20 protein-coding genes are annotated in these 22,398 nt (G+C 40.5%); 1 reads left to right on the top strand and 19 read right to left on the bottom strand.

Annotation, left to right across the window (positions count from 1 at the left end; genetic code table 11):
• Positions 1-11: 11 nt before the first annotated feature.
• From fucP (DFQ12_RS11795) to fucP (DFQ12_RS11850), 12 genes are all read right to left on the bottom strand, one after another.
• Positions 12-1,358: an L-fucose:H+ symporter permease gene (gene fucP, locus DFQ12_RS11795; RefSeq protein WP_120259106.1), complete on the bottom strand. Its 1,347-nt coding sequence runs from the start codon at positions 1,356-1,358 to the stop codon at positions 12-14.
• A 30-nt stretch (positions 1,359-1,388) separates the two neighbouring features.
• The gene (locus DFQ12_RS11800; RefSeq protein ID WP_120259107.1) at positions 1,389-3,152 is read right to left on the bottom strand and encodes an L-fucose isomerase; all 1,764 of its coding nucleotides are present in this window, start codon (positions 3,150-3,152) and stop codon (positions 1,389-1,391) included.
• 5 nt (positions 3,153-3,157) lie between these two features.
• Positions 3,158-4,396 (bottom strand): DUF6786 family protein, encoded by a 1,239-nt coding sequence (locus DFQ12_RS11805; protein ID WP_120259108.1) that lies wholly within the window; start codon positions 4,394-4,396, stop codon positions 3,158-3,160.
• Between the two features lie 11 nt (positions 4,397-4,407).
• Positions 4,408-5,556 carry a glycoside hydrolase family 172 protein gene (locus tag DFQ12_RS11810; protein ID WP_120259109.1) on the bottom strand — a complete coding sequence of 383 codons (1,149 nt, stop codon included), beginning with the start codon at positions 5,554-5,556 and terminating at the stop codon, positions 4,408-4,410.
• 575 nt (positions 5,557-6,131) lie between these two features.
• A complete protein-coding gene (locus DFQ12_RS11815) occupies positions 6,132-6,920 on the bottom strand; it encodes an L-fucose dehydrogenase (protein WP_120259110.1) in 789 nt (262 codons plus the stop codon).
• A 180-nt stretch (positions 6,921-7,100) separates the two neighbouring features.
• Positions 7,101-7,928 carry an amidohydrolase family protein gene (locus DFQ12_RS11820; RefSeq protein WP_120259111.1) on the bottom strand — a complete coding sequence of 276 codons (828 nt, stop codon included), beginning with the start codon at positions 7,926-7,928 and terminating at the stop codon, positions 7,101-7,103.
• 25 nt (positions 7,929-7,953) lie between these two features.
• A complete protein-coding gene (locus tag DFQ12_RS11825; protein ID WP_120259112.1) occupies positions 7,954-8,811 on the bottom strand; it encodes a fumarylacetoacetate hydrolase family protein in 858 nt (285 codons plus the stop codon).
• A gap of 62 nt (positions 8,812-8,873) precedes the next feature.
• Positions 8,874-9,638: an SDR family NAD(P)-dependent oxidoreductase gene (locus DFQ12_RS11830; protein WP_120259113.1), complete on the bottom strand. Its 765-nt coding sequence runs from the start codon at positions 9,636-9,638 to the stop codon at positions 8,874-8,876.
• Between the two features lie 2 nt (positions 9,639-9,640).
• Positions 9,641-10,954, bottom strand: a complete 1,314-nt coding sequence (locus DFQ12_RS11835; RefSeq protein WP_120259114.1) for an alpha-L-fucosidase — start codon at positions 10,952-10,954, stop codon at positions 9,641-9,643.
• 21 nt (positions 10,955-10,975) lie between these two features.
• Positions 10,976-12,634, bottom strand: a complete 1,659-nt coding sequence (locus tag DFQ12_RS11840; protein WP_120259115.1) for a UxaA family hydrolase — start codon at positions 12,632-12,634, stop codon at positions 10,976-10,978.
• 3 nt (positions 12,635-12,637) lie between these two features.
• Positions 12,638-12,970, bottom strand: a complete 333-nt coding sequence (locus DFQ12_RS11845; protein ID WP_120259116.1) for an L-rhamnose mutarotase — start codon at positions 12,968-12,970, stop codon at positions 12,638-12,640.
• 9 nt (positions 12,971-12,979) lie between these two features.
• Positions 12,980-14,245 carry an L-fucose:H+ symporter permease gene (gene fucP / locus DFQ12_RS11850; RefSeq protein ID WP_120259117.1) on the bottom strand — a complete coding sequence of 422 codons (1,266 nt, stop codon included), beginning with the start codon at positions 14,243-14,245 and terminating at the stop codon, positions 12,980-12,982.
• A gap of 143 nt (positions 14,246-14,388) precedes the next feature.
• On the opposite strand from fucP (DFQ12_RS11850), the gene DFQ12_RS11855 reads away from it, so the two are divergent.
• A complete protein-coding gene (locus tag DFQ12_RS11855; RefSeq protein WP_120259118.1) occupies positions 14,389-15,252 on the top strand; it encodes an AraC family transcriptional regulator in 864 nt (287 codons plus the stop codon).
• Here DFQ12_RS11855 and DFQ12_RS11860 read toward each other — a convergent pair.
• The 7 genes from DFQ12_RS11860 to rpsU form a co-directional block, all read right to left on the bottom strand.
• Complete coding sequence (locus tag DFQ12_RS11860) at positions 15,241-16,209, bottom strand: NAD(P)H-quinone oxidoreductase (RefSeq protein ID WP_120259119.1); 969 nt, start codon at positions 16,207-16,209, stop codon at positions 15,241-15,243. The two genes, DFQ12_RS11855 and DFQ12_RS11860, sit on opposite strands and share 12 nt — an antisense overlap.
• A gap of 79 nt (positions 16,210-16,288) precedes the next feature.
• Positions 16,289-19,054: a TonB-dependent receptor gene (locus DFQ12_RS11865; protein WP_120259120.1), complete on the bottom strand. Its 2,766-nt coding sequence runs from the start codon at positions 19,052-19,054 to the stop codon at positions 16,289-16,291.
• A 136-nt stretch (positions 19,055-19,190) separates the two neighbouring features.
• Complete coding sequence (locus DFQ12_RS11870; protein WP_120259121.1) at positions 19,191-19,718, bottom strand: ferritin; 528 nt, start codon at positions 19,716-19,718, stop codon at positions 19,191-19,193.
• A 386-nt stretch (positions 19,719-20,104) separates the two neighbouring features.
• Entirely contained in the window at positions 20,105-20,479 is a 375-nt protein-coding gene (locus DFQ12_RS11875) for a DUF6686 family protein (RefSeq protein ID WP_120259122.1), read from the bottom strand.
• A 314-nt stretch (positions 20,480-20,793) separates the two neighbouring features.
• A complete protein-coding gene (hpf, locus tag DFQ12_RS11880; RefSeq protein WP_120259123.1) occupies positions 20,794-21,153 on the bottom strand; it encodes a ribosome hibernation-promoting factor, HPF/YfiA family in 360 nt (119 codons plus the stop codon).
• A 14-nt stretch (positions 21,154-21,167) separates the two neighbouring features.
• Complete coding sequence (locus tag DFQ12_RS11885; RefSeq protein WP_120259124.1) at positions 21,168-22,049, bottom strand: tyrosine-type recombinase/integrase; 882 nt, start codon at positions 22,047-22,049, stop codon at positions 21,168-21,170.
• Between the two features lie 103 nt (positions 22,050-22,152).
• Positions 22,153-22,347: a 30S ribosomal protein S21 gene (gene rpsU / locus DFQ12_RS11890; protein WP_046672133.1), complete on the bottom strand. Its 195-nt coding sequence runs from the start codon at positions 22,345-22,347 to the stop codon at positions 22,153-22,155.
• Positions 22,348-22,398 lie beyond the last annotated feature (51 nt).

A 22,398-nucleotide genomic window follows, 5' to 3' on the forward strand; every position in this document is an offset into this window, starting at 1 on the left:
TGTTCTCCTTATTAATGGGACGCGCCCACAGTGATACGTTCCGTTTTAAGTTTACGCTTGATCCAAAATCCGTAAAACGCAATAAACAAATAACATAGTAATGGTATAAAAAAACCAACAGCCATCTTAGAATGATCTGAAATCAATCCCATAATAGGTGGACAGAAGGCTCCCCCTGCGACAGCCATCACCAAGAAAGAAGAAGCTTTCTTCGTCAATGTACCTAGATCTTGAATCCCTAGGGCGAAGATTGTAGGAAACATAATGGACATAAAAAAATATGTCGTAAACAGGCTGAAAACCGAAAGCCATCCGATATCAGCAATAACGACCGCGACCAACACACTATTGGCTATCGCGTACCACATCAATAATTTACGTGGGCTCACAAACCGCATAAAATATGCTCCTGTAAGACGACCGATCCAGAAGGCTCCCATCCCACCGATAGCGAGCAGGATCGAGGCTGCCTGTTCATTATTTTTGGGCATAAAAAAATCACCAAAATAACCTAAGTGTACCATGATATTGCTGATAGGTGTTTGCAGATCGTGAACAGCATCTATGACATAATTGATAAAAAAGGAATTCGTACCTGTCTGCGCGGCGACATATAAAAATTGTGCTGCAACAGCCAATATAAAAGCTGGATATTGCAATAGCTTTCGCAATGGCGGGTTTTCCTCCCCATCTGTATCGGGGTCTTCTTTGACTTCGGGCAACTTGATGACCATAAAAATAAGCAGAACCACCACTACGATACTACCGATCATCATATAGGGTGTCACTAAAGAATCAAACTTATCATGTTCACCCGTTGACTCCATCCCAAAAACGAAAAGCCCGCCGATAAGTGGTCCTAATATCCACCCAAGTCCGTTGAAAGATTGAGAAATATTAATTCGTCGGGCAGCTCCTGTCTTGTCCCCCAGTACAGTAGAATAGGGATTCGCAGCGGTCTCTAAAAAAGTGAGTCCGCAGGCCAGCACAAACAAAGCGATCAGGAAAGGAATAAAAGCACCTAATGCTGCAGCAGGATAAAACATAAACGCACCTATAGCAAAAATAGCTAAACCAAGGATAATACCTCTTTGATAGCCATATCGTTTAATGAATAATCCTGCGGGCAAGGCCATGGCCAAGTATCCAATATAAAGGGAAAATTGCACAAAGCCGGATTGCGCTTTACTGACATGCAAAAGATCCTGAAAATGCTTATCCAGAACATCTAAGAAACCGTGGGCGAAACCCCAAAGGAGAAACAGGCTGCAAATAAAAATGAACGGCACAAGATAATTGACTCCTTGCTCATTGACAAAGAGAGATCTTTTCTTTTTTCTTGGGGATGTCGTGTTCATGGTGATAAAAATTATATTGAAGCCTAAATCTTATTTATACAAGGGTCCATATACCTGACATGCTCTATAGTCGCTGCCCTCGCTGTCCATTCCAAAAGCTCCCCATGCCGATGGCCGAAAGATTGCCTCCTGCGCAACATTATGCATATTGACAGGAATGCGTAACATCGCTGCCAACGTGATCAGATCTGCGCCGATATGCCCATAACTAATAGCGCCATGATTGGAACCCCAATTGGCCATAACGGCATATACACTAGAAAAATTAGCTTCTCCAGTCAAGCGTGGTACAAACCAGGTGGTTGGCCAGATTTTATCTGTGCGTTCATCCAATATACGATGGACATCTTCTGGCAGATCGATTGTCCATCCCTCAGCAATTTGCAAAACTGGCCCTACTCCCTTTATGAGATTGAGTCGGCACATGGTTACGGGCATTCCCCCCTCAGTGACAAACTTGGACGAAAAACCACCACCCCGCATATAATCTCGATTGGAGGGGTAAAATGTCGTAGCCTTGAGACAGGCATCCACTTCTTTATCCGAAATTTCCCAATGTGGTTTCATTACAGGCTTGTCCCCAAGGCGCTGTTTCCCCGTACCATCAAGAGTCGCCGATCCGGAATTAATCAAGTGCAGAAATCCATCCGCAGCCCTTCCCTCCGGCTTCCAACCAGATACGCGCGCCACAGCCTCAGGACTCCAATAAGTCCGCACATCAGCAAAGATCTGCGCAGTATTGGTCAATAGATAATTAAACAGCATGGAAACCCCATTCAAGGCATCATTTTCAGTAGCCACCAAATAAGGTGCACGTATGCCATTCCAATCAAATGACGAATTCAATAGTGCTTCGGAAAAATCACCATCCGGTAAGAAATCTGTCCATTGCCGTTGCCCCTGAAATCCAGCCAAGAGCGCATGGTGACCTTGTGCTTCTTCTCCATAGCCTTGATCGACAAGTCTTGGATTGCCGATCATGAGATCACGCATAATCATCGTCATCTTGACAACAAACTCCCAATCCTGATCTTTCTCTTCGCGGCTTTTGACATTCTTTGGTTGATTAAAGTCTTCACCCTCTTGACAATGTTCACGCGTCCACTTTAATGCTAATTTAAACTCCTCCGGATCAAAAATATGCTGTTGTATCCGGCGCAAGATTTCTGAGGAATCCACATACTCATTACGCATGCCCAGGTAACTTTGGAAAAAGTCAGCATCAACGATAGACCCCGCTATTCCCATCGAAACCGAACCGATAGCCAAATAAGATTTGCCCCGCATAATTGCCACAGCTAATCCTGCTCTCGCAAAGGCCAGTAACTTCTCACGCACGTCCTCCGGTATATGCTGATCGCCCATGTCCTGTACATCCTTACCATAGATCCCAAAGGCTGGTAAGCCCTTTTGATTATGAGCTGCCAACGTGGCTGCCAAGTATACTGCCCCGGGTCGTTCGGTACCATTAAAACCCCAAATTGCTTTGGGCAACAGGGGATTCATATCCATTGTTTCAGAACCATAACACCAACAGGGTGTGACAGAAAGTGATACACCGACATTCTCCCGCTCAAACTTATCGGCACAGTCTGCGGCTTCCTTTACACCACCAATACAGGTATCCGCGACAACGCAGACCACCGGTGTTCCATCTGGATATTTCAATTCAGCGTTAAACAAAGCCACCACAGCTTTAGCCATATTCATGGTTGTCTCTTCCAAAGATTCACGTATACCGCCCAGGCGACCATCGATAATAGGGCGAATACCAATTTTAGGATATGTTTTCATATTTGTTACTTTTTAGGTTGACCAAAAATTGTTGAAACACGGGCGAGGGAGGTTCCTAGCACCTTCTCAGCAATTGTATTCAGCTCAGTTTTGTCCCCAGTAAAATGGAAGACACTATGATTGTGTACAATCTGTTCATTGGGAGGGATAAAAGCCGCCGGAGAAACACTTTCAATTTCATAAAAAGGTCCCATTTGCGTGCCGTCCGCTAACGGGCCGTCGTTATAAGCATTCATTGCATCACCTAGGAAAGGATCTTTTTTTGTCGTCCATTCCTGGTTTAGATAAGTAGCAGTATTAGCTACGTCAAAAAGGGTAATCGTAAGCACACCTTCATCAACAGCATAACTTCCGGCGATAGGTTTGGCGCGATGAGGTGGTATACCGAGTTTGCCTCTTGACAAACCATCAGCCTTAAAGTATAAAACGCCTTTTTCCATTGCAATCCGATCAGATTGAATCTCACCAAAGTAGTCTGTTGTGGCCACTTTACCCTCAGCTTCTTCTTTATAGGGGATTAAAATCACGGTTTCCGGAGTCGGTGTAAACATATCTAAATTCCATATACAGGGCGCTCCGGTCTTTTTATCCCAGGTAAAATCACCTGTATTTCGCAAGCTATTGGTTGTTTTAAACCCAACAGATTTCACTTTATCCCCTAATACAATGGAAAGCATACCTTCGATCTCTTTGCGTTCCAATATCTCGACCTGACGGTTCACATTTATTTTGAACTGCGTCCCGGCATAGTTTTGCAGTTCCATATCCTTGGCGAGTCGCACACTTTTCGTGGAGGATGAAACCAAAGACCAACTTTCGGTGTCAATTGCTGCTGGGGTGCGCCAATGATCAAAGACCATCTCCTTTTTCGGTGCAAAAAACAAGGAAAAAGGCCCACCTTCTGGCCCAAGCCATAGCCGATCTTCACCACCATAAGCATTCATATGTGGATCAATAGCCTGATCAAAAGCTTTGTAGTTGATCCAGCCGAAGCTCTTCCCTCCCTGACCTTCTGCGGTAGAAGTAAACACTTTGCCTTGGTATTTGGGTGAAACAATAAGCTTCGCTTCACCTCCGGAAGCTGAAAGGACAATCAGTTGCTGATCCCATTTTTGCAGAAAAGTGAGATCATCAGCGAAATTAGGTTTGCCCTTTTGCGCTTGTCCGGGTCCCTTGTTATTACCCTGACAGGCTGAGAACAATACGGAGAATATCATCATAGCTTTGAATAGTTTTGTTTTCATGGTTCCGAACTTTAATTGATTTCTATCCCATTCTTTCCTGGAAGTGGCTTAAATTTGCCGTGAGGCTCTGTCTGGTACCAGTAAGCCACCGAAATAATATCAGATTTCTGCGGCAGATACCGGTCTTCGGACCGCCAGCCCAAATCTTGAACGGTTACCTTTAGGTCACCGTCAAAACGTACAGGATCCAGAATATGCCAACGGTACATTCCAAATCGCTGCTGCGAATCATATATGCCATCCGGACGGATTACTTGATGTAGACCAGCATAAGGTGTAGTAAATTCCTGATATCTACGCGTTTCTTTGTTTTCAAAATTATAAGATCCACAGAAGTAGTCTTCTAAGCCCGTGGTGACGATCGTAGCAAACTCTTTATCGCCATCGAGAAAGAACTTGACTTCACCTTCACCCCACCAGCCCGTATTGTTAACACCAACAGCTAAATAGGTTCCAACATAATGTCCTTTCCCTTTTACACCGTCCAGAATGGTATGTAAGGCACCTTCCGTAGGGTGAGATCTTCGGTATTGCGCATGGAAATACGCTTCATCATGACCAACTTCTGTCTCGGCATAATTGACTTGATAATAGAGAACCATGGGATGAATACTGACATTTTCCATTGTTATCTTGCATTTTTTTCGAAAAGGCATCTGCCAATAGGAGTTAAAAGCACTACCCGGATTGACCGTCATCGCGAGCGAATTTAAAGGGGCGTATTTATTCCAGCCCATTCCAAAAAAGGCTCCGACAGGTGCTTCAACCGAAGGCTCTGTCTCCCCATCCCAATAAAACCGGATAATGGATTGACTCCAGTTGCCTGTCGGTGTCATCCAGATGTGCTGAATAATCCCCGATCCATCTATTTCAGCCAGCGTAAATGTCTCCCCGGCACCGATATGGACATAAGGATTAACTTTCCATCCCACGCCGAGCTCTCGGGCAGCTTTGGAAGCATTTGCCTGGTTACGTACTGCTTCCTTTTCATTGGGGACAGCCATTCCACCTTTACCTTTTCCACCGCTAAAGTTTTCAGGACTGATTGACCTTGTTTTAGCATTCGATAGTTTCGATAGATTACCTAATCCATTTGAATTTTGAGCGAAAGATGTATAACCGAACAGGACTACACACCATAAAAACATGAATCTTTTCATATACTGTAATTGATTATCTTATTGATTGTATATTTTAAACAGTACAAATGAGTGTGTTACACGCTCTTTCCCATCAGTAAGATGGAGCATTTCCTATTTAAAAATTACATTCAATTGTGTAATAAAATTGAAATTTTAACTATGGACGGTTTATAATCCATGTAATATTTATTTGGAATTTATTTTATATAATCAGTTCTGTAGGATCTTTTTACCTTTAAAGCTTAAACGTTTAAACAAAAAGGGCAAAAAAAAGCAAAAGGATCCGCTAGTTTATCTTCAGTTTATAATTATCAGTTATACAAGTATAAGCTTAATCGATTAAATAAACAAAATAAAATTTATATTTTTTTTTATTAACATCAAAATCCTCAGTAGATTAGGTGTAAAATCGGCCTTATTTGTATATTTTCACGGTCTTGGGCATTCCACCTATCATCAGCGGATATAAAAACAAAAAAGTCGGAAGAGTAGTTCTTCCGACTTTAACAGGCACAGCCCTATTTTCTTATCGCACGTAGCTCATTAGAGCCTGGCTAAACACGATGCTTCAAGTTTCTTATTTTTACTGGATATTATTCCGCAATAATGGAACGGTCCAAATGCACATAACCACCATCAACATGGATCAATTGGCCTGTTGTATGGCTTGACTTGTCAGATAGCAAGAATACGGTTGTATCTGCAATTTCCTCAGCCGTAGTCATGCGATTTTCTAAAGGAATACGATCGGTAATCTTTTTTAATATTTCCTCGGGATTTGGCAAAGTCTGGATCCAGGTATCGTATTGAGGAGTGGCGCATTCAGCAACAACAATAGCATTTACACGGATTGAATAAGGCAATAGTTCTACAGCCCATTCGCGTGTCAATGCATTTCGCCCGCCATTGGACGCAGCATAAGCTGATGTATTGCCCTGTCCGGTTTCTCCGGTTTTGGAAGATATATTAACAATACTTCCTTTAGATGCTTTCAATGCATCCAATGCATGATGCGCCATTAAATAATAATGGATCAGGTTTTTATGTAATGAAGCTACGAATTTCGCATAATCACCAGATGCCAAACCCACCCCATCATTCTGTCCCGCGTTATTCACCAAGCCGTCTATACGACCATAAACCTCAAGTGTCTTTTGTACTGCTTTTTCACAATCTTCAGGTTTGGACAATTCGGCTTCGATACACAAAGCATCAATACCAAACTGTTTCACTTCTTCCTTGACTTTCTCATTGTCGGCCTGCTTACGTCCTACAATAACAGGAATAGCCTGCTCCTTGGCCAAAGCATGCACTACAGCGCGCCCTATCCCTTTTGCACCACCTGTAACAATAACTACTTTATCTTTTAAATGAAGATCCATAATAATTTTATTGAATTGTATGTTTCATTGATGAGTGTCTGTTTTCTACATCAACGAACTCGTTTCACTGGTTATTGATTAAAGCTTATCCTAACAGCAGCGAGTTGATTAGACTCGATTTATCTGCCATGAAAGGACTTCAGTATGCATTCTTCCCTTTCATACATACTGAAGTCTTTTTTATAGATTATATACACGTATGGCATTCTCAGCCCAAAACGCATTTTTTTCCTTTTCTGTAAAGTCGCCCAACTTGTCTTCCACTATAGCGAGACTTTCCTCATAGGAGGCCGCTAACAGGCATACAGGCCAGTCCGATCCAAACATAATCCTTTCTTTTCCAAAACGTAGGAAAATATGGTCGAGATACTGTTTGAAATCATCCAACTTCCAGCTGGTCCAATCTGCCTCTGTAGCCAGTCCGGACACTTTACAGACCACATTTGAAAAGGCAGCAAGTTTATCGATAAACGCAGCCCACTCATCAAACTCCCTTGATTTAATCGGAGGTTTGGCAATATGATCCAGTACAAATTGAAGGTTTGGATTTTGCTGAACACATTGTAATGTAGCCTCATAATGACGCGGACGGATCAGTAAATCGTAGGTATAGCCAAACTCGGCCAATGCTTTTAACCCATTCAACACAGCTGGTCGAATCAGAAAATCTGGGTCCAACTCTCCCTCAACAATGTGTCGGAAGCCTTTGATCACCGGTAGTTCTTTATAACTTGTCAACTGCTGTTCAATATCGTCGGCCTGAAGGTCAATCCATCCAACTACACCCTTTATAAAGGGGTGGCTTTTGGACAGCTGAACCAAATAATTCGTTTCCGCGTCAGATTGATCAGCCTGAACGGCCACACTACCTGCAAATCCATTTCGTTCCAATACAAACTGAATATCCAATGGTGTGAAATCTCGTTTAATAACGAGCATCTCGTCTGTAATCCAACTGTCTCTCACAGGATCGAATTGCCAAAAATGCTGATGGGTATCTATGCGCATAATAAAACCTAAAATAGGAGATAAATTAATTTTTTGAATAAGCAACCACAGTCTGACGTGATTCGCCAAGTCCATCTGCACCCAATTCAATCACATCACCAGGTTTTAAGTAAATAGGAGGATTAAATCCAAGACCTACACCCGCAGGAGTTCCTGTTGAAATCACATCTCCTGGCAATAGGGTCATAAATCGAGACACATAAGAAACAACATGTGCAATTGAAAATATTAAATCTTTGGTATTTCCATCCTGATAGGTTTTACCATTAACTTTCAACCAGATACGTACATTGTTAATATCCTTGATTTCCTCTTTCGTGGCCATAAATGGTCCCATAGGCGCAAATGTATCACAGCCCTTTCCTTTATCCCAGGTTCCGCCGCGTTCCAGTTGATACTCACGTTCAGATACGTCATTGTGAAGTACATAACCTGCAACATAATCCAAAGCCTCATTTTCGGCTACATAAGAAGCTTTTTTACCAATTACAATACAAAATTCCACTTCCCAATCCGTCTTTACAGAGTCTTTAGGAATCATCACATTATCGTATGGTCCTATTAATGAAGTAGTGGATTTCATAAAAATAATAGGTTCCGCAGGAATCGGTGCATTTGTTTCCTTGGCATGATCCATATAATTCAGTCCGATACAAACTATTTTAGATGGACGGGCAAAAGGTGCTCCGATACGCTCGTCTTGTGGGATTTCAGTCAGTTTACCTGTATTGGCTTTGACAAATTCCTCTAAACGAGCCAAGCCATCCTCCGCAAAAAATTGCTCATTGTAATCACCACCAAATGCACTTACATCGTAGTTTACTCCGTCAACCTGAACTCCAATCTTCTCTTTGCCAAAGGCTCCAAAACGTATTAATTTCATATTTTTTTATATTTGAGATATGAGATAGTAGATATGAGAATCTAATGTCTCAAATCTAACATTTAGTTATTCAATTTAATAAAACCACCATCGATAGGATAGTCATTTCCTGTAATAAACCCTGCGTCGTCGCTACAAAGGAAAAGTGCCAGTTTAGCAATTTCCTCGGGTTGTGCCATACGACCTATTGGTTGACTTGCAGACAACTTTTCAAACATTTCAGCCTCTTTACCAGGATAGTTCTTCGCGATAAAACCATCTACAAAAGGGGTATGTACACGCGCTGGCGAGATACTGTTGCAACGGATACCGAAAGCCATGTAATCACGTGCTACCGACAAAGACATTGCATAGATCGCACCTTTACTCATGGAATAGGCAAAACGATCCGTAATTCCCACCCACGCTGCAATCGAAGCGAGATTAAGGATAGCACCTGAACCTTGTGCTTTCATGATCGGTACAATAGCATATAACGCATTGTAGGCACCTTTCACATTCACATTAAAAACGCGTTCAAAGTCTTCGGATTTACAATTTTCCAAATTGCCAACGTGAGCAATGCCAGCATTATTCACTAAAATATCAATTTTCCCGATATTTTGAGCTATGCCGATAATTTCCTCTTGATCGGTTACATTACAACGATTGAATACAGCCTGCCCACCTAGAGCCAAAATTTCCGCTACTACAGCATTCCCACCTTCTTCATTTAAATCCAGAATGTGGACTTTCGCTCCTTCTGTAGCAAATTGCACACTGATAGCACGACCAATCCCACTACCACCGCCTGTAATAACAGCTACTTTTTGTTCTAATTTTCCCATTGTTATTTAATTGTTAGTGTTAAAACTAGATCTGCCTCGTCAGTCGATGCCGGCAAATCCAGTCGTAAACTATTATCTTTATTACTAAATTTAATGTCCTTATTGCCGATAAATGTCTTTACTTTCTTCACCTGATAAGGAAGCTTGGCAATATACAATTCCTTCTTTTCAGGTTTAAGGATATGCAAGTATACCTGATTTCCTTTTCTAGTCAACGCATAATCATCCGTAGGTGGTACCCCTCCCGCTTCAGTTCCATAGATAGTCTCGCCATAAACAGCTAGCCATTTACCAAGATCTTTTAAGCGATCTTGTTGATAGTCCTGAATCTCGCCATTCGGCATCGGTCCCACATTGAGTAACAGGTTTGAACCATGTCCTGCAGCTTTAACCAAGTAAGTCAATACCTCTCTAAACGATTTACGTGTCCTATCTTTTAATTCAAAGCCCCAAGATCCAGCAATGGTGCCACAAACCTCTTTGGGCAATTTACCCACATCATGTGCACTTGTCCCAAATCCTGTGGTATTTTCTCCGGGTAGATCACGTTCAAACATCTGAAAGTCCTCTCCTTCAAAAGGAGCTAAATGATGATTATTCCCCACCAAACATTGTGGCTGCAACTTATGGATCAACTCATAGATTTCTTTAAAATGCCAATCTTCTTTAGGTTTGTCCCAATGACCATCAAACCAAATTCCATCAACTTGACCATAGCTTGTAAGAAGCTCAGTCAACTGACTTTTCATAAATTGGACATAATGATTCCAATCACCTTTTGTAGAATCACGCCCAGCGATGCCACCTCCTGTTTTACCTGCAGGTAGGTAATCATTGCGGTTCCAATCCAAAAGCGAGTAATAAAACATGACTTTTATTCCTTCTGCATGACATGCTGCGACCAACTCTTTGACGATATCGCGTTTGAATGGCGATTTTTTCACGATGTTATAATCCGAAGTTTGGCTATTCCACATGGCGAAACCATCGTGGTGCCTTGTCGTGAATGTAATATATTTTGCCCCAGCTTGTTTAAATAATTTAGCCCATTCTTTTGCATCAAAAGAAATAGGATTAAAAAATTTAGGCAAGAGTGCATACTCATCCAAGCTGATGTTCTGATTATTCATGACCCACTCACCATCCCCCAACACACTATAGACACCCCAATGGATAAAGACTCCGAATCGGGATTGTTCAAACCATTCCCTATTTTTTAAATTTTCAGGACTTGGCTGGTACTGTTGTTGGCTATAACCATAAGAAAATGATCCTATGAGTAAGGCCAAACTGCAGATGACATGTTTTAATTTCATTATGTTCGATTTTTTGGTTATTTACAAAGAAACGCCCCTTCGCCAAGGAATAAAATCATCCTGTCCCAACAAGACTGCTTTAGGCTTGACCTCACCTGAAGCAACTTCAATGACATAATCAAGTATACGATGCGCGGCCTGTTCAATAGTCTCTGTACCTTCGATAATGGTACCACAATTAAGATCTATGATATCAGGCATTTTTTCAAAAGTCTTCGTATTCGTCGATAGTTTTACAACCGGTGTAATCGGATTTCCTGTAGGCGTTCCCAAGCCGGTCGTAAATAAGACAACATTAGCACCCGCGGCAACCTCTGCCGTCGTACTCTCTACATCATTACCTGGAGTGCATAGCAAGTTCAACCCTGCCCCGTTCGCCAATTCAGGATAGTCAATCACGGCAGCGACTGGTGAGGTACCACCTTTTTTAGCTGCTCCCGCAGATTTGATCGCATCAGTGATTAGACCATCACGGATATTACCCGGAGATGGGTTCATGTAGAAACCCGAACCATCCGCTTCTGCTTTCGCATTATAGGTACGCATCAAGCTCATAAATTTCTCGGCAGTAGGTTCATCAACACAACGGTCACTAAGTTCCTGCTCCACGCCACATAGCTCTGGGAATTCAGCTAAAATAACAGAACCACCCAAAGTCACCAGAATATCCGAAACAAAACCAAGTGCCGGATTGGCCGAAATACCTGAGAAGCCATCTGAACCACCACACTCCAAACCGATACATAGTTTATCTAGCGTGGCTGGTTTGCGCTCATTTTTATCCGCTTGCATCATTCCTGCAAAAGTTGCTTTGATTGCTTTTTGCATCAATTCTTTTTCAGTTCCTTCTTTTTGTTGCTCAAAGATGTATAAAGGACGGTCAAAACCTGGATTCCTTTTCTCTATTTCAGCCTTTAAAATGGAAGCCTGTGCATGTTGGCAGCCTAAACTCAATACAGTCGCACCGGCCACGTTGGGATGTGTAATATATCCTGCCAGCAAACCGCATAGCGCATCAGAGTCCATACGTGTACCGCCACAGCCCATTTCGTGGTTCAAAAACTTAATGCCATCCACGTTTTTAAACAAACGTTCTTGCTCATTTGATGTTGAATTAGCCAATAAATCCTGTCCCAAAATTTGGTTTACATCTGCACCGGATTTATATAATCCGATCAAGTCTTCTACTTCGGAGATATAATTGTTGGCTTTGACCTTATAGCCTAGTTTCTCTTCGAAAGCAGCTTTTAGCGTCAGTACATTCCTGTTTTCACAAAATACCAATGGAATGACCAACCAATAGTTAGCCGTTCCTACCGTACCGTTCGAACGGTGGAATCCGTTGAATGTTTTATCTTTAAATGCAGCAATATCCGGTTTGGTCCAAGTGGTCTTGCGATCACCCATTCTAAAATCTTCGGATGCATGACGTAGATTTTCTGTTGTGATCAACTCACCCGCACCTAAATCACCGTTCAGCTTCCCAACCAAAACACCGTACATCAATATTTCGGCATCTTGCTCCATGGGCTGAATCGTAAACTTATGTTTGGCCGCAACGGCTTGCTTCAATGTAAACTCTTTACCTTCGAAAACAATTGCTGTTCCTTCAGCCAGGTCCTGCAATGCAACCAGGACATTATCCATCGGATGGATTTGTAAATAACGTTGTATGGCCATAACTTATACTAATTCAAATATTTTATTCATCATTACCCACTTTTCACCTGGTTTGGATCCCGGAATAGCGGCCTGATATTTCCACATCAACTGCTCCCATTCCTGAACTTTTTCATTGGCAGCATCCATAGCAGATTTACGCTCAAATGAAAAATCTTCACCAACTTCCATATTCATAAACAATCTATTCTCAAAACGATAGATCTCCATTTGCGTTACCCCAGCATCCAAAATCGATCGCTTGATCTCTGGCCACACTGCACGGTGGTAATCCTCATATTCTCTGATCAATTGTGGATCATTGACAAGATCCAATGCCATGACATACTTTTTCATTACTATCTATTAATGTGATTTAAGATTTTCTGTTTCCGCGATGCTCACGTTCCTATTCTGAAAGGCAAAAGCCAATACCACGATAAAACATACCAAAGGCACAAAATAACCATATTGAAAATGGCCTGTTGTATCCGATATTAAGCCCAAAAGTGGCGGCAATAACGCTCCGCCAACAATAGACATGACAATCAGACTCGAAGCAGATTTAGTATCTGCGCCGATCCCCTGTACTCCAAAGGCAAAAATGGTCGGAAACATGATGGACATAAAAAATGCGATTCCAATCAAGGCATATAATGTTTGTACACCTGTTCCAAAAATAACGAACAGTGATAATACGATCGTAACAAATGAATATATGATCAACAGTTTCGATGCTGAAACAAAACGCATAAAGAAAGTTCCAATAAATCGGCCTAACATAAATGCTAATCCTGCAAAACCTGCATAGTCCGCACCATCTTTCCCTGATATCCCTGCTACTTCTGTTGCATATAGCACTAGAAAGCTTAAGATACAGACCTGAGCACCAACATAAAAAAACTGAGCAATGACCGCCCATCTTACATTTTTATGTCTCAAGGCATGAAAGAAGCCTGCTTTACCTTCTTCCTCTTCATCCTTGATATCAGGCAATTTGGTAAAGAAGAACAAAGCAGCAATCAACAGGATCAATACGCCTAAAACAAGGTAAGGCATTTTTACAGAAGCTGTTTCCGACTGGATATAAGCCAGTTTTGCCTGTTCAGCCATCTGCGCAAGTTCTTCTTGCGATTTCGGCTCGTGAGACAAGATAAATTTCCCACCAAATATCGGAGCCAAGAAAGCTGCAAGACCATTGAATGACTGTGCAAAATTCAACCGCTGGGCAGATGTTGCAGGATCACCTAAAATGGCGACATAAGGGTTGGCAGCTGTTTCCAAAATAGTCAATCCACATGCGACCACAAACAAGGCTCCCAAAAAGAAAGCATAACTTATGGTATTTGCTGCAGGAACAAATAAAAAACAACCTAGCGCGAAAAATAACAATCCGATCAAAATACCGGCCTTATAGCCATAACGTTTCATAATAATTCCCGCAGGGATCGCCATTACAAAATAGGCAATAAATACCGCTGAATCGACCAAAGAAGCCTGGAAATGCGATAAACTAAAGGCATTCCTCAAATGTGGAATCAAGATCGGATCAAGGTTATGGATAAATCCCCAAAAGAAGAACAAGGAGGTCACCAAAATCAAGGCAAATGTGTAACTCTTTTTGTTAGTCATATATTCAAATGGTTATAAGTAGTTATTTTATGTAAAATAAGCCTAAAAAACCTAGACAATATTCAAGTATATTATCAATTTATTAAGCTATATTACCATATATAAACAGGAATATGTAACTTTAATGCATATATTTCATAGTTATGAAAGCGCAATTACTTCATTTAAATAACAATCTCACCCATTCATTCAACGCTAGACGAGATAATACACCGCAATACCACAACATTTGGCATTATCATGAAGAACTTGAATTGATTTATTTTGCAGAGGGATCTGGTACACAGTTTATTGGCGACAGCGTTCGCCGTTTTGAATCTGGAGATATTACACTGGTAGGTTCTAATCTCCCGCATTATTGGCTGTTTGATGAAATCTACCTAAGGGAGGATAATCCACAAGTGGCGGATATACGTGTACTGCATTTTAAAGAAAATTTCTGGGGGAATGAATTCACCAACCTCCCTGAGAACAAAAACATCAAAGACTTGATACGGATTTCGAAAAGGGGGATAGCGCTTTCTAAAGCAAGTAAGGTTGAAATAATAGCACATATTGATGCCATACTAGACAGCTCCGGCACAACAAGAATCATCCACCTACTGCAAATCCTCACATCCATTGCGACAGAAGAGCAGCATGATCTATTAACCAGCACAGGCTTTACGATTCAGTCTCAGGATCAGGACGCTGACCGCATGCGCATAGCCATGCACTACATCGGCGAAAATTATCGTGATCAGATCCGCCTACAGGAGCTTGCTTCTTTGACAGGAATGACGCCAAATTCATTTTGCCGTTATTTTAAATCGCAGATAGGTAAGACACTTTTTCAGTTTCTAATTGAAATGCGTGTAAAGACGGCATGTAATTTATTACTTGAAAATAAACAAACGATCAAGCAAATCTGCTTCGAGTCTGGATTTCAAAACTTCTCGAGCTTTCATAAATATTTCAAGAATATCACGGGCACAACCCCACTTAACTATCAAAAATCAAAAACTTAATACGATTTTTCCCAACAAATTCGAATCCTCCATCAATTGATGTGCCTTTGCAGCTTCATGATAAGGCAAAACACGAAACAGTCTGGGTTTAAAATCACCAGAAATGATCTTAGGCCATACCTCAGCCCAGATCTCATTACGTAATGTTTCTTTAAATTGATGATCTCTTGCTCTTAGGGTACTTCCGGTAAGTAGAATTCTTTTTTGCATCAATTTGAGCAAGTTTATTTCTGCTTTAGCCCCTTGCATGGCGTTGATATAGACCAGGCGGCCATCGGGGTTCAAGAGATTGATGTTTTTTTCGAAATAGGCACCACCTATACTGTCTAAAATCACATCGACACCCAAGTCGGCCAATACCTGTTGGAAGTCCTCCGTTTTATAGTTTATTACTTTTGATGCACCTAGTGATTGGCAAAAAAGACCTTTCTCTTCCGAACTAACAGTTGTATAAACCTCTGCACCGAATAATACCCCTAATTGAATAGCTGTACTACCGATTCCGCCGGCTCCACCATGCACCAGGAAGTGTTCCCCAGATTGTAGTTTTCCCCTGCGAAAGACATTGTCCCACACGGTGAATACTGTCTCAGGGAGTGCCGCCGCTTCTTCAAAACTTAGATTGGCCGGAATAGGGAGACAATGTCCCTGGTAAACAGAAACATAACTCGCATACCCACCACCGGCAACCAGCGCACATACCAAGTCACCAATATTCCAACCATCGACCAAAGAGCCTTTTTCCACTACAATACCTGCCACTTCCAGCCCTGGGATACGTGGATCAACACCTGGAGGTGCCGGATAATTTCCCTTTCGCTGGAAAACATCGGGCCTATTCACACCCGCCGCCCTGACTTCGATCAATACCTCCATATCTCCAACCAGTGGTCGCTCTAGTTCCTCAACCTTTAACACTTCAGGATCCCCCGGTTTGGTTATCACAACTGCTTTCATCTGTAAATAATTTCTAATTACATTTTTAATAGCTCACATTCAATCACGACAATAATAGCATGTTACGCCTGGATGCCTATCAGGTTTTCTTCGGGTATTTTTGTAAACGAATATTGAGTGAGAGCATAAAATAACGGGCCAAGCGATTATTTTGAACATCCAAGATATCATTTCCGACAACAGCACGGGATATCCCAGTATTCTGATTCATTAAATCGAAGCCCTGAAACCGCAACATACCCAGATTATTTCGTCCAAAAGTATATTCCATATATGCATTGATGATCGTTGGACTAATATTGCTCCAAGAACTTGAATACCCCGCGTTAAACTTTTGGGATAGCTCCAGCCCCATCGTGAAATGCTTCCCTAAATACGCCTTGGAACCAAGCCCTACTATTCCAGAATGTGCCGTGATATTGTCCCGAAAAGGCCAATCAAAAGTCGCCCGATTCAGCGAATAATTACCATTTAATTCGGCCTCAAAAATATCATTCCAAGCATAACGAAATTGAATGGCCTGAGTAATTAAAATATGCCCACCAAAACTCTTCTTATCATTAATGTAGGAGATATTGTTATAGTAATCCCCATTTCCATTGAGACTCAACTGCAAATTATCCGAGAATAAAGAAGCTGTAAAAAGGTAATAACTTTTAATATCAAAATACCCATCCGTATTCCGATAGGTTGTCTTTTGTATTGTAGAGTTAGGCTCAATGGTACGATCTGCAACAATTTTATCATTTACCAGGTTATAAGCAAAACTTGCCTCAAAATACTGTCCTTTTCCTGTCATTGATTTGCGGTACTTTGAAACAATTGTATTTGCAAATTCTGATTTTAATTCCCCGTTTCCAACAACAATATTTTGTGTATTTGTATTATCTACCACGGGTTGTATCTGATAGAAGTTAGGTTGATTATTACGGCCATAGTAATCTATGGATAGATCTTCCTCTTTGGTAAACTTCCACTTTAATCCGGCTGAGGGCACAAAATTTACATTCGGATAGGAGGCTGGATTATCTTGACCGGTTAGGGCACCTTTCAATTCTGAAGCCTGAACAGCAAAGCCAAAATTTAATTTGACGTTTTTCCCCACATCCTGCCGATAAATCATTCCGACCTTATTACTCGAAAAAGAATAATTATATTTTAAACTGAGTGAATCGATAAATATAGGTTCTTTCTCAGAATTCGTATGATCGAAAGTTGAACGGTTGGCATCGATTTTTGTGTAATCAATGTCATAGTTGATCTCTAACACGCCTCCAAGATCCACCGGTTCGACAAGAGACAGGCGGCTCTGAATATTTTTGCTCTCGTTATCCGTTCGGATCATTTGATTTAGAAAGGTCTCCGTTATTTTAGGTGGAGTCGCAGTACTGTCTATCCCCTTATTGTTATCGTGCAGTACTTCGTCCTTATCCAACGCATTGAAATCTGTATGAAAAGTATATAATATTTTCCGGCCAGGCTTGTCAAAACTCCTCGTATAAAACAGATCCAGAGCTGCGGCGGGGCTTTCCGTGCTATTAGCAGCTTCATAATTACCTGTACTGCTCAACCTGTTGTTCTTGATCCGTCGATCCTTTAATGTTCGACTCGTCGAATTAGTCCAGGAGAGCTTTGGGGAAATCTTCAATTGGTCTTTTGGAGAGAGCTTCATATCGAAATCCCAATCCATTTTGTGTGTCCGATCAACAGACTTTATCCTATAGTCCTCATAATTACTAATCGATGTATTCACTCCTTTTCCAGACCCATAGATGGACTGTAAAAGAGAATTTCCGACGGTATAATTGTTGCGTTGTGTAAAAGAATATTTTCCGCTGGCATTGACAGTCTTTGAAAGTGGGCTGGAAAAACTAGCCCCGACTGAACTTATTTTGTTAACACCATCTGTAGGGTCAGCAAAATCGGCCAACTCCCCCATTTCCCGCTCCCGCTCGCCTCCATTTGGAGAGCCAAAAGAAAAGAGATTGGTATTTGTATTATTGATAGAGGATACAACAGAATATTCCTTTCCATTATCAAATCTATTTACACCAATACTTCCAAGGTAGCGGTCGGCGGTACCTCCGCCCACTGTTGCCTGTCCAAAAGTAATTTTTTTCTTATCCTCTCGAAGTACAATATTCAATATCTTTTCAGATTCGGTGCTTTTGATTCCTTTGGCCGTCGCTTCGTCTCCATAAAAATCAATAACCTGCACGCTTTTCACAAAATCTGCGGGAAGATTTCGTGTAGCAGTCAGAACATCCCCGCCAAAAAATCGCTTACCATCAACTTTTACCGAAGAGATGGGTTTTCCGAAGGCGTAGACAGATCCATCTCTAGATACTTGCACATTGGGTAAGGCTTTAAGTGCCTCCTCTAAAAGTGCACGCCGATCGAATTGAAAAGCGTCTAAATTAAATTGTACAGTATCTTGTTTATAGACAATAGGCTTATATTTGAGAATAACAATCTCCTTTAATAAGGAAACATGCGGAAACATGGTCAATTTCCCGACGTCCAGTTTGGCCGTACTACTATTGTAAAGCGGATAACTACGTTCGAGAATACTCAAACCTATTTGCGTACAGCTTATCCGAATATCGTTTCCTAGAACACGTCCGAAGTGAAAATATCCCGTCGCTGACGTTGACGTAAACAGTGTGTCCCGAGAACTCGTCAAATGCACACTAACACCTTTGAGAGGATTGCCCGCAGTATCTATAACAATTCCATAAACCTCTTTTTTTGTCGCCTGACCAAACGTATTCTTTGGCAGAAAAAACAAGCTTATAATAGTTAACAAAAGTATAAACCGGATGATATTCCCGCCCCTTAGTTTCATCAAACAGACTTTGCAATAATACAATTCAATATAAGAAATTCTTAAGCTATTAACGTAAAAAGTTGTGATTTTGTATAAAAAAAAACGAGTTGTCAGGAAAACAACTCGTTATTACTACTAAAATTCTTATAATTTGTTACTCACCAGCAAAGGCTACCTTAACAAGGTGTTTGTCAATTTCCCAACGGCCAGTACCATCTTCACCAATTACATCAAATAGTTCCAGGATACGTCTTGCAACAAACTCCTCCTCTACTTGCTCTTCTAAGAACCATTGTACGAAGTTGAATGTCACATAATCCTTAGCTTTTGCACATTTGTCAGCAATATTATTAAATTGCTCTGTTACAAACATCTCTTGCTCTAATGTCTGCTCAAATACACCACGGAATGATTCGAAATCTTGTGGAATTCCTGTAATCTCTGGAGAGATTGCACGACCACCACGATTATTGATGTAGTTGAAAAGTTTCAACATGTGCTCACGCTCTTCATTGGACTGTTTTGCAAAAAACTCAGCCGCATTTTCCAAACCTTGATCATCACACCATGAAGACATTGCCAAATATAACGCTGAAGAATGTGCTTCAACTTTAATTTGTGCATTTAGTATATTTTCGATCTCTTCTTTCAAAGAAGATTTTAATTTCAATAAATCTTTCATATTTACCTTAAGTTTAATTTCTAAAACAACATCAAGTGATATACCTTATCATCTGATTACATTACAAAGATACATCGGATTTCGAAAATCTGTATAAATAATATGCAATACAAATTCAGTCTAAATTAGACAAATAAACCACAACTTGTTTAGAATCAATACAATTACAAATACCGATCATTGATACTTTCAATAGCCCATAAATTTAAAGAATAGGAAGGTATTTAGGTGTAATAAATACCGAATTACAATAAACACAGGAGAGAGACACCGAACACTTATTTAATTTTAATTTAAATAAGTATTTAGCATAACAGGAAAAAGCGGTGTATGCCCTGATTGGACATACACCGCTTTTCCGATATTTTTATATAAGGTACTCTTCTTTATGCTAAGACAGCAAATGGAGAAACTTGTAGACAGGTTCTGATGACGGAATTTAATTCCATCATAAATTTAGCTCCATCCAGTAATTCACGAAGGTGAAGCACATCCTCTACAGCAAGAATAAAACATCTTTCTGTACGAAAAGGCATAACAATTTCAAAATCAGAAGAACGTGTTGTATCATTAATCATCCGCTCCACATCAATTGAATCCATACGTTTCTTGAATTTCAAAAAATCCGACACCGAAAAAGATGTAGTCTCATTATTATACTCCAACCAGAAGCAATTTTTACGACTACATTGATAAACCTTACCAGCTGCAGTGGAAAACACTTCTTCAACATGTGCTAATGGACAAACCAATTCTGACATTTCTATTACCCTTCTCTTTTAAACTGCTCAAAAATAAATATTATTTATAATCAATCCAAGTAAAATAAGTGATTATTTTGATTTAATATAAATAAACTACTTTATTGTTGATACCATCGCGAAACTGCCCTCCTCTATCGTAATATAAACAGCGCGAAAAGCCCGGGATAGTCCTGAACCGACTAAACAGATCTATAAATTAACTGACTAGCCAATTCATAAAAGTCTACAGCAATCAAATACGACAAACCCCTTCAAAAAAAAGGAGGTCAATTATAGATTGACCTCCTCCGTTAAAATGTATGTATTATATTTTAATCGTATTCTTCCTCTTCTTCTTCCTCTACGGAAAGTACTTCTTTGCGATTAGTAACGACTGTATTTTTTGTCTTTGTTTTATGTTTATTAATCTGCCTACGTAAGGACTCTACGGCGATATCCGTTGCCTCCTCAAAACTCTTCGCCTGCCCTTTTGCGAAAAGTTGGCTCCCTGGGATATTCAGTTTGATTTCTGAAATCTTATTTGCCTCGTCATCGACATTCTCCAATCGCAAGTAGCATTCACCACCAATGATTGAATCCAAAAACTGCTCTAATTTTCCTGTTTTCTTTTTAATGAATTCGATTAACTTTTGATCTGCATTAAATCGAATGGATTGCACAGTAATGTTCATTTTTCCTCCTTTTTTTAAGCTTTTGGATGAGCTTGTTTATAAATAGACTTCAATCGTTCTGCTGAGTTATGCGTGTATACCTGCGTTGCGGCAAGTCCTGCATGTCCCAACAGTTCCTTAATTGCATTTAAATCCGCCCCATTATCTAATAGGGCCGTTGCGAACGTGTGCCTCAAAATATGAGGGCTTCGTTTACCTTGAGTAGAAATCAGTGTCAGATACCGATGCACAATATCATAAATCAGCTTGGCATAGGCTGGTTTCCCCTCTTTTGTAACAATCAATAAGCTGTTATTAGTATCAACAAATTGCGACGCTTTTTGTTGCAAATAGTTTTTCAATTCTTTTACTAAAAGATCATTTATCGGAACAAGACGTTCTTTGCTCCTTTTACCTAATATAAGAATATTTTTATTAAAAAAATCGATATCCTGTTCCTTTATTTTCAACAATTCAGCCAAGCGAATCCCTGTCCCAAAAAGCAATTCCATTACCAAATAATTCCGACATGATTCAAAATCATCCTTCTCCTGTTCCAGATGATCCAACAGCTGAACTAACTTTTCCTTCTCCACAACAACGGGTAGCTTCTTCGCAGTTTTTAACGCCTTAATAAGGGTCATCGGATTTTTATCAAGGCATTCTTCACGTTGAAGAAATTTAAAATAGGTACGCAGCGAAGACATACTTCGATTGACAGAACTTGCATTTTTACCTGACTCCATCATCTGAGCAAAGTAATGACGCAGATCCCGATAGACAACATCCGATAATACCAGCCCCTCCACATTCAAAAAGGATTGAAACATTTCCAGTTCATGCCGATAAGCAATAACGGTATGTTCTGAATATCTTTTTTCAATCTGTAAATACCGGATAAATTCCTTTTCCAACATAATTTCCCTCGCTATACTATCCTTAAATTACAAACTTAAAAGCACAAAAAAAAGGGAGAAGCAATGCTTTTCCCTTTATATTTTTAAATTCTCAGCGAATCAATTAGTTAGCCACATCTTGATTCAAAGATTGTTTGTAAATCGCTTTTTTCACTTGAATGCGACGAGTTACAGATCTCTTTTCATAAGCTTGACGTGAACGCAGCTCTCTTAAAACTCCTGTTTTCTCGAATTTCTTCTTGAAACGTTTCAATGCTCTATCTAAAGATTCTCCTTCTTTTACATTTACGATAATCATGCGTTGTATATACCTCCTTTCGTCGCTTTTAAAATTTAAAGTGGGACAAAG

This window comes from Sphingobacterium detergens, from assembly GCF_003610355.1.
In the GTDB taxonomy this organism is placed as follows: domain Bacteria; phylum Bacteroidota; class Bacteroidia; order Sphingobacteriales; family Sphingobacteriaceae; genus Sphingobacterium; species Sphingobacterium detergens.